17 protein-coding genes and 2 pseudogenes are annotated in these 15,500 nt (G+C 60.7%); 8 read left to right on the top strand and 11 right to left on the bottom strand.

All coding sequences use genetic code 11. The annotated features are described in order from the left end of the window. Positions 1-5: 5 nt before the first annotated feature. A complete protein-coding gene (locus ACFPN2_RS15610; RefSeq protein WP_380598066.1) occupies positions 6-344 on the bottom strand; it encodes a barstar family protein in 339 nt (112 codons plus the stop codon). A gap of 169 nt (positions 345-513) precedes the next feature. On the opposite strand from ACFPN2_RS15610, the gene ACFPN2_RS15605 reads away from it, so the two are divergent. Further along, positions 514-741, top strand: coding sequence for an addiction module protein (locus ACFPN2_RS15605; RefSeq protein WP_380598064.1), 228 nt, complete (start codon positions 514-516; stop codon positions 739-741). Beyond that, positions 738-1,094 (top strand): type II toxin-antitoxin system RelE/ParE family toxin, encoded by a 357-nt coding sequence (locus ACFPN2_RS15600; protein WP_380598062.1) that lies wholly within the window; start codon positions 738-740, stop codon positions 1,092-1,094. Before ACFPN2_RS15605 ends, ACFPN2_RS15600 begins: the two co-directional genes overlap by 4 nt. Here the strand turns inward: ACFPN2_RS15600 and ACFPN2_RS15595 are convergent. After that, complete coding sequence (locus ACFPN2_RS15595) at positions 1,091-1,501, bottom strand: hypothetical protein (RefSeq protein ID WP_380598060.1); 411 nt, start codon at positions 1,499-1,501, stop codon at positions 1,091-1,093. The genes ACFPN2_RS15600 and ACFPN2_RS15595 overlap by 4 nt on opposite strands. 128 nt (positions 1,502-1,629) lie before the next feature. Beyond that, a pseudogene (locus tag ACFPN2_RS15590) lies at positions 1,630-1,773 on the bottom strand (excalibur calcium-binding domain-containing protein); the annotation flags it as partial. 240 nt (positions 1,774-2,013) lie between these two features. On the opposite strand from ACFPN2_RS15590, the gene ACFPN2_RS15585 reads away from it, so the two are divergent. Beyond that, positions 2,014-2,493: a DUF2938 domain-containing protein gene (locus tag ACFPN2_RS15585; protein WP_380598058.1), complete on the top strand. Its 480-nt coding sequence runs from the start codon at positions 2,014-2,016 to the stop codon at positions 2,491-2,493. 15 nt (positions 2,494-2,508) lie between these two features. Here ACFPN2_RS15585 and ACFPN2_RS15580 read toward each other — a convergent pair whose 3' ends face one another. After that, positions 2,509-2,952: a hypothetical protein gene (locus tag ACFPN2_RS15580; RefSeq protein WP_380598057.1), complete on the bottom strand. Its 444-nt coding sequence runs from the start codon at positions 2,950-2,952 to the stop codon at positions 2,509-2,511. Between the two features lie 538 nt (positions 2,953-3,490). Between ACFPN2_RS15580 and ACFPN2_RS15575 the strand changes: the two genes are divergently transcribed. Further along, the gene (locus ACFPN2_RS15575; protein ID WP_380598055.1) at positions 3,491-4,039 is read left to right on the top strand and encodes a DUF1697 domain-containing protein; all 549 of its coding nucleotides are present in this window, start codon (positions 3,491-3,493) and stop codon (positions 4,037-4,039) included. A gap of 1 nt (position 4,040) precedes the next feature. Here ACFPN2_RS15575 and ACFPN2_RS15570 read toward each other — a convergent pair whose 3' ends face one another. The 5 genes from ACFPN2_RS15570 to ACFPN2_RS15550 all read right to left on the bottom strand — a co-directional run bounded on the left by ACFPN2_RS15570 (position 4,041) and on the right by ACFPN2_RS15550 (position 11,921). Then, positions 4,041-4,535 (bottom strand): hypothetical protein, encoded by a 495-nt coding sequence (locus tag ACFPN2_RS15570; protein WP_380598053.1) that lies wholly within the window; start codon positions 4,533-4,535, stop codon positions 4,041-4,043. 8 nt (positions 4,536-4,543) lie between these two features. Next, complete coding sequence (locus ACFPN2_RS15565; protein ID WP_380598051.1) at positions 4,544-7,813, bottom strand: S41 family peptidase; 3,270 nt, start codon at positions 7,811-7,813, stop codon at positions 4,544-4,546. An 82-nt stretch (positions 7,814-7,895) separates the two neighbouring features. Continuing rightward, positions 7,896-8,318: a hypothetical protein gene (locus tag ACFPN2_RS15560; RefSeq protein WP_380598049.1), complete on the bottom strand. Its 423-nt coding sequence runs from the start codon at positions 8,316-8,318 to the stop codon at positions 7,896-7,898. An 87-nt stretch (positions 8,319-8,405) separates the two neighbouring features. Further along, complete coding sequence (locus ACFPN2_RS15555; RefSeq protein WP_380598047.1) at positions 8,406-11,180, bottom strand: TonB-dependent receptor plug domain-containing protein; 2,775 nt, start codon at positions 11,178-11,180, stop codon at positions 8,406-8,408. 258 nt (positions 11,181-11,438) lie between these two features. Then, a complete protein-coding gene (locus ACFPN2_RS15550; RefSeq protein WP_380598045.1) occupies positions 11,439-11,921 on the bottom strand; it encodes a LytTR family DNA-binding domain-containing protein in 483 nt (160 codons plus the stop codon). 176 nt (positions 11,922-12,097) lie between these two features. Here ACFPN2_RS15550 and ACFPN2_RS15545 point away from each other — a divergent pair, with 176 nt between their 5' ends. The 3 genes from ACFPN2_RS15545 to ACFPN2_RS15535 are packed head-to-tail and all read left to right on the top strand — an operon-like array spanning position 12,098 to position 13,769. Next, positions 12,098-12,616 (top strand): hypothetical protein, encoded by a 519-nt coding sequence (locus ACFPN2_RS15545; protein WP_380598043.1) that lies wholly within the window; start codon positions 12,098-12,100, stop codon positions 12,614-12,616. Positions 12,617-12,619: 3 nt separating this feature from the next. Beyond that, positions 12,620-13,105, top strand: coding sequence for an AraC family transcriptional regulator (locus ACFPN2_RS15540; RefSeq protein ID WP_380598041.1), 486 nt, complete (start codon positions 12,620-12,622; stop codon positions 13,103-13,105). Next, complete coding sequence (locus ACFPN2_RS15535; RefSeq protein WP_380598039.1) at positions 13,089-13,769, top strand: phytanoyl-CoA dioxygenase family protein; 681 nt, start codon at positions 13,089-13,091, stop codon at positions 13,767-13,769. The genes ACFPN2_RS15540 and ACFPN2_RS15535 overlap by 17 nt, the downstream gene beginning before the upstream one ends. Here the strand turns inward: ACFPN2_RS15535 and ACFPN2_RS15530 are convergent. Then, positions 13,709-13,900, bottom strand: a pseudogene (locus ACFPN2_RS15530) (hypothetical protein); the annotation flags it as partial. The gene ACFPN2_RS15535 and the pseudogene ACFPN2_RS15530 sit on opposite strands and share 61 nt — an antisense overlap. 373 nt (positions 13,901-14,273) lie before the next feature. Here ACFPN2_RS15530 and ACFPN2_RS15525 point away from each other — a divergent pair. Then, complete coding sequence (locus ACFPN2_RS15525; protein WP_380598037.1) at positions 14,274-15,227, top strand: NADP-dependent oxidoreductase; 954 nt, start codon at positions 14,274-14,276, stop codon at positions 15,225-15,227. Between the two features lie 6 nt (positions 15,228-15,233). On the opposite strand, the gene ACFPN2_RS15520 is transcribed toward ACFPN2_RS15525, so the two are convergent. After that, positions 15,234-15,497 carry a hypothetical protein gene (locus ACFPN2_RS15520; RefSeq protein ID WP_380598035.1) on the bottom strand — a complete coding sequence of 88 codons (264 nt, stop codon included), beginning with the start codon at positions 15,495-15,497 and terminating at the stop codon, positions 15,234-15,236. Between the last annotated feature and the right edge of the window lie 3 nt (positions 15,498-15,500).

Raw genomic sequence — 15,500 nt, 5'->3', positions numbered from 1 at the left:
CCCTCCTAGTCATGAAAGCTCAGCGCGAGCACCGACGCCAGATCCTTCTCATTCCGCCGCCAATTGACGAATGCCGAGCACTCGATGAGTGCCGCATACTGCTCCGGACACCGCTTCCGGAAGTCGCGCACATGATCGAGCCGTAGCGTGACCACCGTGCCGGGCGCACAGTGCAGCGTCGTCATGCCTTCCTCGGGAGCATCCAATGAGGTCAGGCAATCGATCCAGGCACTGATGTTCTTTCCATAGAACGCCGGAAACCCAAACGTCTCCGCAAACACCGCATGGAACGAAGGCCAATCGGTGATGCGGGCGCAATCGATCTTTACGCTCGTGACAATCATTTTGAACGCCTCCCGGAGTCGCTGTTCATATTAGATGCTGAACGAGCTACGTCCTGACGATTCGCTCTCAGCCCTCCGGGGGATTCCCTGAATTCTGGTTTTAAGCGGCAGATCGCCACTGATGCCGTCCGATCCTTGTAGACTGCATCTTCAGACGAGGGGTCTAGTTATGCCGACTTCCCTGAAACAAATCCTTGAGCAAGCCCGCGCGTTGTCGACTGAAGATCGCGCGAAGCTCATCAATTCCCTGCTGGAGTCACTCGGCTCACCGTCGTCTGACATCGAAAAGGCCTGGGCGGAGGAAATCGAGCAGCGCCTCGCAGCCTTCGATCGCGGAGAAGTCACCGCGTATCCGGCCGAGGATGTGTTCGCCGACGCACGCCGTATCTCAAGATGAAACGCGCGAGATTCATCGCGTCCGCTCGACGTGAGTTTCTCGCTGAAGTCGCGTATTACCACACGCAAGAGCCTGACCTCGGCGTGCGATTTACCAACGCCGTGGAAGCGGCAGCAGCAAGAGCCCTCGCATTTCCTTTCTCTGGCTCACCCGCATCCAAAAATACACGTCGGATTTTCGTCCGCGGCTTCCCGTTCGCAGTGATTTACCGCCCCGATTCGGACGGCATCCTCATTGTCGCGGTCGCGCATCGCTCACGCTGGCCGGAGTATTGGCATCTTAGGGTTCAAGAGGACGGGGCGGTATATCGAGTCACCCCGAACGTTTCTGCGGAAACGGCCACTTGGCTCTAAGGCGATTGGTCGTTCTGCGACCTGATCGCCGCCTTGTACTGTTCCTGGGCCGCCATGGACTCGCGGATGAACTTCAACTGGAGCGGTGTCTTCCCCGCCAATTGCTCGGCTTCGATTGTCTTGGCCAGGGAGCCGTGAAGGTCCGTGCCGTCGATGGATTCATGCTGCCGCATGTGACGGTCGATCTGCTTGAACTCGGCCTGCGTCAGAGGGAAAACGGCACTGCAGCCAGTACAGTGCAGATGGTGCTTCAAGATAAAACGGAAGACGCGGATGGCCGACAGGGTGACCCATTCCGATTCTTTCGAAACCAGCCATTCGGAGCTGCGCCGGCAGTCATAACAGTAGGTCGTCGCCACTACGCCCAGCGGCTTCTGTTCCTTCTCCCAACCAAAGATGATCCACATGTATGTCTCCGTGACGGCACCCCCATGATAGCGACGCAGCGCCCTGAGTGTTGTAACCATTTGACTTTGCGGGCACCCGAATTGAGATCTACAGAAAGACGGTGCGCCAGCGCGAGCTGAAGTAACGCTTACCGCTTACACCACTGGCTTTCGCACGGAACGCCGTCGTTGTCCCCGTCCATTCGAGCGCCCGGACAGTGGCGGATAAAGTAGGTCGCCTCTTCGCAGGATGTCATCTGTGAGCAATGTTCTCGGCCGTCGCATGTAAATGGCGAACGGCTTTCACCCTCGTATGCCTCAGACAGCTCTGCGTCTACTGCCGGTTGTTGCGATGCCGCCCGGTATTGTGTGTATCCATACCCCACGAAACCCGCAACGATCAGGACCGTCACTATATTTCGCATGACTCCCCGTCCCCCAGGATGTTTATTTTTGCGTAGCATGCCGCACGCTGGAAACATCGACAACGGTTGCCTCTTGACCTCAAGTGGACTTGAAGTGGCATCCTGCCCATGAATGACGTGCTCTCCTTGATCTTCACCGGCATCGGCGCGACCGTGATCCTGGATGTTTGGGGAGTGATTCGGAAGTCGTTGTTAGGCCTGCCAGCACCTGACTACACCATGGTCGGGCGGTGGATGGGGCACATGGCGAAGGGCACATTTCGACACGACCGGATCGCAGCCGCTTCACCGGTCGCAGGGGAGCGGGTGATTGGCTGGATCACTCATTACGCCACCGGCGTAGCGTTCGCCGCCGGGTTGATTGGGATCGTGGGATTCGAATGGCTTCACGAGCCAACGATCGTTGCCGCGTTGGTATTCGGCCTCGGCACGGTCGCCGTGCCCTTCCTTCTGATGCAACCAGGCATGGGCGCCGGCATCGCCGCCTCGCGTACAGCGAATCCCAGCGCAGCACGGCTGCAGAGTCTCATCACACACGCCGTCTTTGGTTTCGGCCTCTGGGCTGCAGCGGAGCTCACCAGCTTCTAACGTTCTGCGAAAACGTCATTCAATCTCGGAGGGCGAGCGTCGCGCCTTGTCTATTCGCTGGAATATCAGCAGGACCTCTTGATTGCCTTCGAGCTGCAGCAGGTAAACGGCCTGCTCGATGGTGCCCGAACTCAGCGGCTCGCAGTCGAGCTTGAAGCACTCGGCGTGCGGGGTGAAATCCTCGAAATAACAGATATAGTCGATGAGATAAAAGCCCAGCCGCTCCCGCTGATCCAGCCGGAGAAAATCCTCCACAAGCGACCCGAACTCCCTGCTCCAATTCTCCACAACCGCTCGCGACCGCTCTGCAAGCCTGAGCGCCGGAACGGCGCTCGCATCATGTGCTGTATGCGCCCAGAGCTCTGAATCCGTCGTTTGCAGCCGGCCGACGGCGTTCAGATAGCCAGCAAGATAAGTGATGTGTCGAGAGACCGAGAATTGGAAGCGCTCAGACTGCATAGCACGAGAATCGATTCCACCGGCCCATGGCTTCGTATTGTAACGCTTCCGCGAAGACGTCAACGCGGAGCCAGCTCATATACGTAGCGCGCACTAATCCTCAGATCGTCCTTCGTCGTTCGCTCCCGAACATTCAGTTGAATACCGCGCTCCATGCCGTCCCGATGCCAAAGCCAGAAGGTACATTGAATGTCGATTGACGCACGCGCATGGCAACCGCGATCGAATGTGCCCCCAAGCGAACGTACGAACTCGAGATCGACTGCCGAGGCCTGAGGCCGCAGGCGGGCGTCGACTATGTCGACGAGGACGGAGGGAGTGAACTCGGTGGACTGGTCGACGCCCAGTTCTTCGGCCAGTCCCACTGCAGCAGGGACGCAGCCGCACGCTGCGGTCCAGGAAACGGCCCCGCCACAGGCAGCCATCAAGCTCAGCGCACAGAGGATCGGCAGTCGTTTTCTGGTATTCATGACGGCTACACCAGTGCAGATACCTCAGGATAGACGACAGACGCAGGCGTCGTCGACGAGGAATCGTTATGATCGGTCGATCCAACCTGCAGGAGCCGGTCATGCCCCGCTATGTCGCCTTTCTTCGAGGCGTGAGCCCGATGAATGCGAAGATGCCTGAGGTGAAGAAGGCGTTTGAGAAGGCGGGGTTCACGAATGTGAAGACCCTGCTTTCCAGCGGTAATGTGGTGTTCGACTCGCCGTCTAAATCGGAAACGGCGCTGGCGCGCAAGGCGGAGAAGGCGATGCAGGAGCATCTGGATCGCAGCTTCCTGACCATCGTGCGATCGACGAAGGCGTTGAGCGAGTTGATCGACGCCGATCCCTACAGTGAGTTTCGTCTGCCGGCGAAGTCGAAGCACGTGGTGACGTTTCTTCGCGAAGTGCCGACGGCGAAGCTGTCACTGCCGATCAAGTTGAATGAGGCAAGAATCCTGGCCGTGCGGGGCCAGGAAGTGCTGGTATCTTACGTGCCGCAGCCGGGGTCGCCGGAGTTCATGCGGCTCATCGAGAAAACGTTCGGCACGGAGATCACGACGCGAACGCTGGAAACAGTGAAGAAGTGCGCGGCCGCGTAGCTCAGAGTCCGGCAGCCTCGTTCCGGCACTGAACGCCTTCGGCGGGTTGCTCCACGAAGACTTCCTTGTCCAAGTCGAAGCGGCGTATCCAGAGGAAGCGTCCGAGCCATTCGGCCTCTTCGTTCCGAACGACCGCGACGATTGTTTGATCGTCCTCGCCGTTGACCTGGCAGCTCGCAATCGCGAGCGAATAGCCGTCGGGAACGTCTGGATACGCAACCGAGGACGTGACCTTCCAAATCGCCTTCTGTTGTTCGTCATGCCCCACGAGGCGTGAGCCAATCAGCACGATGGGCTTGCCTTCCGAACTCTCGAGGGTCCCCACGGAATAATCACATTCATGCTCGGGACCGCGACTCCCCGCGACGCACCCGCCAACCGTGCTCTGCATCCCATCGCGAAACGGCGGATACGTCATGCCGATGAAATCCGTAGCGCTCGCGGTCGACGCCAGTAACGCGAATAGACACAGCGAGCGCATACGGTTTCTCTCCATGAAGTCAGCTATCTGACCCGCACCGGCGGCGGTGGCGCCTTCGGCGCAGTAGCGGGATGCTTCGCGAGTTCCGCCAGCGCCATCTCAATCGCACGATCGAGTTGCGGATCGCGACCGGCGTTCACCTCACGAGGCCACTGCTCCACATCCACATCCGGCGCGACACCCTCGTTCTCCACGCCGTAGCCCTGCTCGGTCCAGAACGCGATATTCGGCGACGTGATGCCGCCACCGTCCATCAGCGGCGGGTAGCCGAGGATGCCGACGAGACCGCCCCACGTCCGCTTACCGACGATCGGTCCGATCTCGAAATGTTTGAACATCCACGGCAGCAAGTCGCCACCGGAACCCGCGTTCTCATCCGCGAGCAGAATCTTCGGTCCCTGAATGGCGCCGCGCGGGCTGGTCAGGTCTTCGCCGTAACGCAGCTTCCAATGCGCGATAGGCGGCCGACGCAGAATGTCGATGTAGTAATCGGCAATCTGGCCGCCGCGGTTGAAGCGCTCGTCCAGGATGATCCCGGCCCGTTGCGACTGCGGATAGAAGTACCGCTTGAACATCGTATGGCCGCTGGTCGTCGTGTCGGGCACGTGCACGTACGCGAGACGGCCGCCACTCTTCTCCGAAACATAGCGGATGTTTCCTTCCACCCAATCCATGTAACGCAATGAGGTTTCATCGGCGATCGGCACGACGACGACATCGCGCGAACCCTTCCCGTCGGCACTCGGGCCGACCGTGAGGCGCACTTGCCGATCGACCCGATTCTCAAACAACGAATACACGCTGGTCGGGGTGCGCAGTTCGACGCCGTCCACCGCCAACAGATATTCGCCGGGCTTGACGTACACGCCCGGCGCGCGAAGCGGCGAGCGCAAATCCGGGTTCCAGTTCAAGCCTCCCAGAATCTTGCCGAAGCGATAGCGCCCCTGCTCAACGGTGTAGTCGACGCCGAGCAAGCCCACGCCAATCTTCGCCGGCTTGAAGGGGTCGTCACCCGGTGTTTGGAAACTATGACCCACCGCCAACTCGCTCAACATCATCTCGATGACCTTCTCGAGATCGCTGCGGCGGGCGAGATCCGGCAGGAACGCGCGATATTTCTCGCGCATCGCCGGCCAGTTCGCGCCGTGATAGTTGGTGGCATAGAAGTAATCGCGGTTGATCCGCCACGCCTCATCGAGAATCTGCGACCACTCGGCTCGCGGATCGACGGCAACGCTGACGGTGTTGAGCGCGAGCTTGCCCTTGCCCGGCGGCAACTCATCCGCCACGTCCGTAACAAACCAGTCCTGGCCGACGTGATAACCGATCCGCTTGCCATCGCGCGACAGCAGGAAGCTGTCCACGCCACGCGCCAGCGTCTTCACTTCGCGCTTGTCGAGCGTGAAGCGCTTCAGCTCGCCAGGCTTGCTGAGCGCTTCCTGCGCCGTCGCGCCTGAGCCTTCGATGAAATAAATCTCGCCGCTCGCACCGACGCGCAGGTCGTGACGCACGCCGGTGCCCACCGGTAGCGCGACGATACGATCCTCGATGCCGATGGCGTCGATACGAACTGCCGGCGCCGTGCTGGCACTCTTGTCCTTGTCTTTAGTTTTCTTGTTCTCGGACTCGGCCGGTGCGCTGGTCAGCGCATTGAGATCCACTTCATCGCTCTGCGGAGGCACGGCGCTCGGACCGTCCTGTCGCAAGCTGATGGCATACAGGCCGTAACGCACCGGAGTGTCGATGTTGATTTGCGAGAACCAATCCTTCAGCGGGCCGGCATCGGTGGAGGCCAGCACATACAGGAACTCGCCGTTCGGATCGAACACCGGCTCGAGCATTTCCGACAGGCCATCGGTCACCTGAATCGAGCGGGCCGTGTCCGCCGACCAGACATTCACGGTCTGGATCAAACCCGCCGCCTGCACCGTGTACGCCAGCCAGCGCGAATCCGGCGACCAGCTGGCCCGCATCAGATTGAGCGGCGAATAGAACGGCTCGGACGCGATCTTGATGTTCTTGCCGGTGGCCGTCTCGGTCACCCACAACGATTGGCTGTTATCGCGATAGGCGATGCGAGCGCCGTCGGGAGAAAACACCGGGCTGTCGTAGAAGCCGGCGCCCGCCAACTTATAACGACGCGGCTTGCCTTTGCCGTCCTGATCCCCGATCAGCAGCTCATATTCACCGCTGCTGTCGGAGAACCAAGCGATCTGCTTGCCATCGGCGGACCAGGCCGGCGAGTGATCGTTCGCACCGGTCGAGCGAGTGAGCTGCCGCGCATCGCCCTTCTCCGCCGGCACCGTGACAATCTCGCCGCGATAGTTGAACGCCATGCGCTTGAGGTCAGGCGACGCCGCGGCTTCGCGAATCCATTTCGGATCGCTCGCCAGGCGCGGGCGTGTCTCGACCAGGTCAGAAATCGCCGAGATGCGCAGCTGCTGCACCGAGTTGTCGCGAGTATCCAGCCGATGCAGATAGCCGGCGTGCTCGAATACGATGACACCCCCACCGTCTGTCGTCGGATCGGTGATGGGGAAATCTTTCAGCTGCGTGAGTTGAGTGACGCCGCTGGCATCCTGGCGGAACAGATTGAACTCGCCATTGCGGTCGGAGTTGAAATACAAAGTGCCGCCGACCCACATCGGATCGGTGTCGTTACTGCCGCCCGCCGGCTTGGGCACTTCCTTGACCGAGTAGTCGCCCATATCCATCAGCCACACCCGGCTCTGCGTGCCGCCGCGATAGTTCTTCCATTGCCGGAACACTTCGCGATTCGGAATGTATGCAAGCGTGCGCCCGTCAGCGGACAACGAGGCCTTGGTCCCGAGCGGCACAGGCAGACGCTCGGGCACGCCGCCGGTGACGGCGATTGAATAGAGCTGTGTGGATTGAGCCACGTATCGGCCGCGTTCGGAATAAAACAAGACGCGTCCGTTCGGCGTGAACCCGACCACGACGTCGCGACCGGGATGCCAGGTGAGCCGCCGTGCTTCGCCGCCCTGCGCCGGCATCACGTATACATCGGTGTTATCGCCGTAGTTGGCGCTGAACGCCAGCCACTGCCCGTCCGGAGAAAAACGCAGTGCCGATTCCTTGCCGGGGGCCTGCGTCAAACGCCGCGCACTGCCGCCGGTCAGCGAAGTCAGCCAGATATCGTTGTCGTAGACGAAGGCCAGATTCTGACCGTGCACGGCCGGGCTCGACAGCATGCGGGTATTGCCAGCATCCGCCGCGTGGCCCAGCGGCGCCATCACAAGACCGAGTAACGCCAGCATCGCGGTATTTTTCATGGAATCTCCGGTGTCCGTTCGAGGCGCGACTCTACATGTCGCATCGGCGGTTTTTATGTGTTCCAGCAATCTACGAGACTGGTTAGGGATGCTCCGCGACCGGGAACAACGCTTCGAAAGCAACTTTCAGATCCGAAATGTTTGCGGTGGTCTGCCGCGTGCGAGTCAGCGCCGCGAGCACTTCGCTGTCGACATCCTTTGACGAAGCAGCGACGCCCGCACGATTGCGAATGAACCGCACGAAATCGACGGGGACTTTGATCTGCTCCAGGTCGGCGTCCGAGGCTTCAATGCCGAAGACGCGCTCCAGTTCGACGGCCATGTTCATTTTGGCGAGATGAGCGCTCCAGCTGCTCAATCCCGCGCGCATTTCCCGACCCACCGATTCAAGCGAGGTCGAGCAGTGATGACAGATCGAGCTCAACGCCACGAGCTCTCGCGGCGGATAACGGCTTTCCTTGCCACAGCCCGGGCAAACGACCGGGCATGGATCGACGAAGCGCATGACTGGCGGCTACTCCGGCGGACTTCCCTTACTCGAGACGAGCTTGACACACTCCCGGTGCGCCCGCACGCGTGCGTGTTGTGACTATTATTGGCTTGCGCCTCCCGCGAACGAATAGGTCAATTGACCGTACCAGAACCGGCCGCGTGGATCGGCGTAGCCAGGGTCGTAGCCAGTCTGGAAAAAGTTCTGGCCACCGGCATTTGTATACGGTGGGTCGCGGTTCATGAAATTACGAGCGCCGACCGCGAAGCGCCAGTTGTCCAGATGGTAGGCCACCTGCGCGTCATGGGTTAAATAGGAAGCCACGTCACGCGGCTTGAATCCCGCGACCTCGGTGTCCTGGAAGTTGCCTGGCAGGTCCTGGTAGCTCGTCTGGAAGTTCTGCGTGATCGTCGCATCCCAGGGGCCGAGACTCCAACCGAGCGTCAAATAGTGATGCCACCGAGGTATCACACCGCCGGCACCGTTCACGACAGGAGTAACTTCGCCGAGGATGCTGTCGAAACTGCCATCCGGGTTCTGGATGTCGTACTTGGTGAAGTACGTGCCCACGATCGACGCAGTAATCGCGCCGGCGCGACCGATGTCGAAGCGCGTGCGAAAGTCGGCATCCACGCCCGCCACTCGAGTCTCGCCGAAGTTCAGATTGACCTGGTCGATGTTGACGATGCGTCCCGGCAGGCCGGGTGTCGCCGCCTCCGGCGCGCCGCGCGTGACGAGGCTGCCGAAGCGATCGATGTCGGCGAGAATAGCTGTCGGACTGACGCCGAAAATGATCGTTTCCTTGAGCTTCACATAGAAGCCGTCGAAACCGAACGAGTAGTTCGGCGAGGGCTCGAAGACCACACCGAGCGTGTAGTTGTCCGATTCCTCAGGCTTCAAATTCGGATTGCCACCGAGCGTGATCGGGAACTGGGTCGCGCAGTCCCGCGAGTCCTGATTGACCACGCCGTTCGCGTCGGCCACTCCGCAGCGCGCAGGATCGTTGAGACCCGCCGCCGACACGCCCGTCACTTGCGGTTGCCACAATTCCGACAGGCTCGGTGCGCGGAAGCCTTGACCAGCGGACGCACGTAACAACACCCAGTCCGTCGGTCTCCAACGCAGGCTGATCTTCGGGACGGTCTTGCTACCTGTGCCTTGATAGTCGTCGTAACGCACGGCGAGATTCGCTTCCAGCGACTGCAGAATCGGAATGTTCAATTCCGCGAACCCCGCGAACACATCGCGACTCCGATCGATGGGGAAGAAGTTGCCGCCATAAGATGAAATATCGCCTGACTGAATCGCCTCGCTCGGGATGGTTTCGAATTTTTCACTGCGATATTCCACGCCCAACGCCAGCGCCAGCGCGCCCGCTTTCATCGCGACGAGATCGTGCGTGACGCTGGCGGCCACACCTTCGATCCGCGTCTTGGTCTGATACGCCTCGCCTCTGAACTGGGTCGCGTCCGCGGCCGCCAGGACGTCGGCCGAGTTGTCGCCGAAGAAATTCACCTGACCGCTATTGAGCAGCGGCAGGATTCGCGAGTACGCCGGCGCGCCGTTGCGGAAGTCCTCGGTCAGCGTGGTCTCCGAATACAGCCCCGCTACGTCCCAATTCCAGGTGCCGCTGTCGCCACCGATACCGAGCACGAAGCGCGGCTGTTCGATGGTGTCGGTCCACCGGCGATTACCGGTGATCGCCGAGCGATAACGCACCAGCAGATCGGGCGTCGCGCCGCCCGTCTGTCCGGTGACGAGCGCGGTTGGATAGAACGGACTCGACGGACGCAATAACACTGTCGCGAAGCCGTTGTATGGATCGAGATTGAACAACGGATTGTTCGCGGGCAGCGCGAACTGGTCGGAGATCGGCACCGGCTGAATGGTGTACTCCTGCCAGTTCCTGCTGTACGACGCTTCCAGATACGCAGTGATATCCGACGTCACCGCATATCGGGCGGTGCCGTAGACATTCCAGCGCTCAGCTTCGGGCAGCAGCGCGACTTGCGGCGATGGATCGTAGCGACACACATCTGGACTGAAGAACGGATCCGATACCGACGGCGAGCACCCTGGCGCTCCGGGATTGCCGGAGACATCGCCGTCTTCGGAAGCCACGTTGGCTGGAAATGCGTTACCCGACGTTGTGTCGTTCTCCGCGCCCTCGTTGATGCTGGAATCCGCAAAGCTGCGCTGGCGTCCGAACAGCGCCTTCTCCTTTTGCCAGCTGCCGACCAGCATCACATTGAAACGATCCGATTTGATATCGCCATACCCGAGCACGGCACTGGCCTTGGAAATACCGGCGCCGCCATCGGTGCTATCGCCGTAGTAGGCATTCACATCCGCGCCTTGATAGTTCTTGCGCAAGATGAAGTTGATGACGCCGGCAATCGCATCGGAGCCGTACACGGACGACGCACCTTCCTTCAGCACCTCGACGCGCTCCACGGCTGCGAGCGGAATGCTGTTGATATCGACGGAGGTGCTGTCGGTGATCGTGCCGCCACCGGCAACGCGACGTCCGTCGATGAGCACGAGCGTGCGTTGTGAGCCCAAGCCCCGCAGCGACACACTCGACACGCCACCGGAGGTCACGCCGGAACCGGACGCCGATACCGTGTTGGTATTGCCTTGCACGGCAACCGAGACTGTTTGCAGAAACTGTTCGGATGTCGTCACGCCCTGGCTCTGAATCTGCGCCTGGGTGATGGTTTGAACGGGGAGTGCGCCTTCGTCGGTGCGGCGAATGCGCGATCCGGTGACGACGATCTCTTCGACCGCCTCGGGCTCAGCGGCAACTGCCTGCAGAACCGGGGTACCGACGGTGAGCCCGAGCGCCACGACGCCGGTGTAAATGTTCAAGTACGACATAGACCTTGTCCTCTGTGCAGCGGGGACTACCCTTGCTGTGTGCAGACGCCGGCCTTTGCGTGCGTACAACGGCACACAGGTTTTCCCCCGCGAACCGAATGCTTCGATAGTTAGGCGAGCGCGTCGATGCGTTGCCGGAGAATGGGATGAAGCGCCCTGCGCGCGTGACAAGTGACGCAAGTCGAGGTTGAGTCGCGACTGACTGTGTGAGCGCCCCGCCAGCGGGTGCCCTGCCTCGCTGTCACATTCGAATGTTGCTCAAAAGACGCCGCTTCTGAGGAGCCGTAGGATTGCGCCGCCGCGCTCTCGATTCGAGACCAGGTAGCGGCCACAGTGCAGCTGAAATCCGAAGCGGCCGCTCTCGAGGCGCTCGATGTAGTCGACCTGCTGTAAGTTGATCAGCAACGAGCGGTCGATCCGCATGAAGTCATATGGGGTCAGCACATCGGACAGATACTTCAACGTGGCGCGCGTCAGATAGCGATCCTCGCCGACATGGATGGTGACGTAGTTGCCGTCAACCTGCAGGTAGTCGATGGACGAGGTGTCCAGAAAATGAAAGCGATGAGCGCGCTCGCCGATCAATCGCGGGCTGCGAAGCGATTGTCGCGACTCCGGTTCTTTCTGGATCGACGGCGTCGTGACGTCATGGAGCTCGGGCACCAATGAGCGCGCGTACAGCTCGCGCAGGCTCGGATGCGCGCTCGTTTGCTCCACGCTTGCGTGATATTTCATTTTCATGCGCGCTCGAGAGACGGGTGCGCAGCTAAACTCGGGAAGCGGCCGATCGGATTCCTGATTGCGGTCGAGTGAATTCACGCGTTCCTGCGGCAGCTGCCAGAACTCGATGTTATGACCCTTTGCGGCGCTGACCGGGTCTTGACACCGTTGCCGTGCTACCGGAAGGTTCGCGCCCCATGGAGCCGGAGTTCGCACCTCAGTATTCGCCCAAGGAGCGCCGGCGTCGGCTGCTTCTGCATGCTGTACTCGCCGCACTGACGGGCGCTGCTTTGTATTGGTGGGCCCTGCCCCGCTTCCGCTCGTTCTCCGCCGACGCCGCCTGCCAGACGATCTTCGGTATCTCCGGTTCGACTCTACTAATTTACGGCGCATTCGTCGGCGCTCCGCTGGCAGCGGCGATCATGATCGTGCTGCTCACGGCCCGTCAGTCGATCGAAACCTTCGCGACACGCCGCTATCCCCCGCCCGGGCGCAAGGTCTATGGCCGGGTGAAGATCAAGAAGGGCTGGCAAGCCGTCGCCTTCGCGCTCATCCCCGCGATGTTTATCACTTATCTCTGCGTGCTCAGCTCACAAGGCATGGAGCGCGCCTCGCGGATGGCGCGTGAGACTCAGCTGTCCGCTGATTGCCATCCGAGCCCGAAGATCACTCGCCCTCGCCGGGATCGCTCGGTTCCCGAAACAAATGACCGGTGATTCGTGGAAGTCCAGATAGCGCAATTCCCCGCCACCCGAGTCGCCGTCGCCGAGCATCGCGGCCCACCGGCGCTGGAGTATGAAACTTCGAAGAAGCTGATCGAGTGGCGCCTTCAACACCGCCTCTCACCTGCGAATCATCGCACTTACGGCGTGCACTACACCGATCCACAAACCGTCGCTCCCGCGGACCATCGTGTGGACTTCTGTGTGAGCTACGATCTACCCGTCGAACCCAATCCCCAGGGCATCGTCGCCAAGCTCATCCCCTCAAACCGCTGCGCCGTCGCCCGCCACCTCGGCTCACGCCGACACAACGCCGCAGCCGTTTATCTCTATCGAGAGTGGCTGCCAGCGAGTGGCGAGCAGTTGGGTAATTTCCCAATCTTCTTCCACTATGTAAACGTCGGACCGAACGTTCAGGAAGACGAGATGATTACGGACGTGTACTTGCCGTTGAAGCGATCCGCGCATGCGAAGCCAACTTGATCATGTGGGATTCGCGGTCGTTGAGGGCGTTATCGAACGATCTCACGCTGAGATGCTGGCACACGATATCGACGCGCAATTGCCTGATGTTCCAGCCGCAGGCTTTCGCGGTCTGACGCAATTGGTTCCCAGCGTGCGCACGCTCGCGCAATCTCCTGAACTTCGAGCACTGGTTGAAACAGGCCTCAGCGCCAATGCACGACTGGTGCGTTCCATCTATTTCAACAAGAGCCAGGAGACGAACTGGCAGGTCGCGTGGCATCAGGATCTCGCCATCGCCGTGCAACGTCGGGTTGAAATTCAGGGCTTCGTGACCTGGTCGTCGAAGGACGGCGTGCCGCACGTGCAGCCGCCCGCGCATATTCTAGATCGCATGCTGACAGTGCGCCTCCATCTCGACCCAGCGGATGAATCGAATGGCGCGCTTTGGGTGGTCCCAGAATCTCATTGCCTGGGCAGGCTACCTGCAGGCGACGCCGCTGGCGTCGCGGAGCGCATGGGTAAACATCTGTGCGCCGTGAACATCGGCGATGCCATGCTCTTCAAGCCGCTGCTACTGCATGCCTCGAGAAAAGCTACGTCCTCGCAGGCGAGGCGCGTCATTCATCTAGAGTTTGCAGACGTGGAGCTGCCCGCTCCGCTGCAATGGTCGGAAGTCGCATGAGGAGGCCCGCCTTGCGGCGGGCACCTCGGTGGAATGTTTAGCGCTCGTAGTAGTGCCGGTCGGAGCCGTCGTACTGGCCGGTGAGCATGCAGCACTTCTTGAAACGACCTCCAGGAGCCGCAGGGGCACGGGTCGTTGCGGCCGAGTTTCTCGAATCAACTCCTTGTCTCCGTGCACGATGCGCGTGCCGCGCTTGACGCGCTGTTCGGAGGGGAAACCGCGGCGGCGTTTACTGGTGGCTTCGAAAGCAAACGTCGAGGTGGGTGGGTTTGGTTTTCATGACACTACTCCTTATGTAGGCCGCGAACGCGGCCACGCGAAATGGTAAGTGATATTGCGCGACCACGCGCGCTTTCATTTCGTTACTAAAGATGATTTGTCGAATCCCACGCGCACCGACAGGCGCGGGGACGGGCTTTCTGCGCCTCAGCTCACCACGCTACAGATCTGTAGCGATAGTAGATACAGATCTGTATCGTGTCAATGAACCCGTGGAGAGCAGCGATGGCGACGATGTATGCGATTCAACAGCAGGCCTGGGGCGGACCCGATCAACTTCGACGTGTTGAATTAGGGAGGCCCTCACCACTCCCGACCGAAATTCTGGTTCGCATCGAAGCTGCGGGCGTGAATCCGGTCGATGTCTTCACTCGCGAAGGCAAGGCGTATATGCGGGCGCTGAGTCTTCCGCATATTCCGGGCTGGGATATGGCCGGCGTCGTCGAAGCAGTCGGCTACGGCGTCACTCGATTCAAGCCAGGCGACGAAGTCTTTGGCATGCCCTGGTTTCCGAGAGCAGGCGGCGCGTATGCCGAATATGCCGTGGCACCCTCAAGGCACTTCGCACACAAACCTGCCGAGCTCGACTTCGTGCACGCAGCGGCGTTGCCACTCGCAGGACTCACCGCTTGGCAGATGCTGGTGGATGTCGCCGAGCTCCGCTCGGGCATGCGAGTGTTGATCAATGGCGGCGCTGGCGGCGTCGGGCACCTGGCGATACAAATTGCGAAATATCTCGGCGCCCACGTGATCGCAACGGCGCGCACCGAGAAACACGAGTTCTGCAGAATGCTGGGAGCGGACGAAGTCTTCGACTACACCACGACCCCGATTCAAAAATCCGTTCAAGGCGTAGACGTGGTGATCGAACTGGTCGGCGGCGAAACCTGCCTGGCGATGCTCCCCACTTTACGCAAGGGCGGCTTGCTGATCAGCGCGCAGGCAGCGTGGGTTCCAGAACTGCAGTCCGAAGCCGCCGCGCGCGGAGTTCGTGCGACGTCATACCTCGTCGAACCCGACGCGGACGGACTCGAAGCGCTCGCCGCGCTGGTGAAAATCGGTGAGCTGTCACCGCACGTTCAGGCAGTATTTCCACTCGACCAAGTCGCGAGCGCGCATGCCCTGATCTCGCAGCGACGGGTCACCGGCAAGCTGGTGCTCGCAGTGTGGGGACACTGAACGACTTCAGCTGAATACGCCCATCAGCGCGTGACGGATCGCATCGTTGACGAGCAACTCGATCACCGCGACGAAAATGAACGTCAGCCAGGCGATCAACGCATCACTCAGGCGGCCGATGTAGAAGCCGATAGCCGCCATCAGGGAAGCGCAGATCGCAATCGTGAGGACGGCTTTTGTCTCCGCGCCCATGGCGCCGCCGGCAAACAACCCGAGCCAGGCGAACAGCACGCCGAACGGACCGCGCTGATATTCAGCTTCATTGGCCACGAG

Origin of the sequence: Steroidobacter flavus, assembly GCF_042651805.1 — a bacterium.
GTDB classification, from domain to species: domain Bacteria; phylum Pseudomonadota; class Gammaproteobacteria; order Steroidobacterales; family Steroidobacteraceae; genus Steroidobacter; species Steroidobacter flavus.
This window is presented reverse-complemented; position numbering and strand designations above follow the sequence as displayed.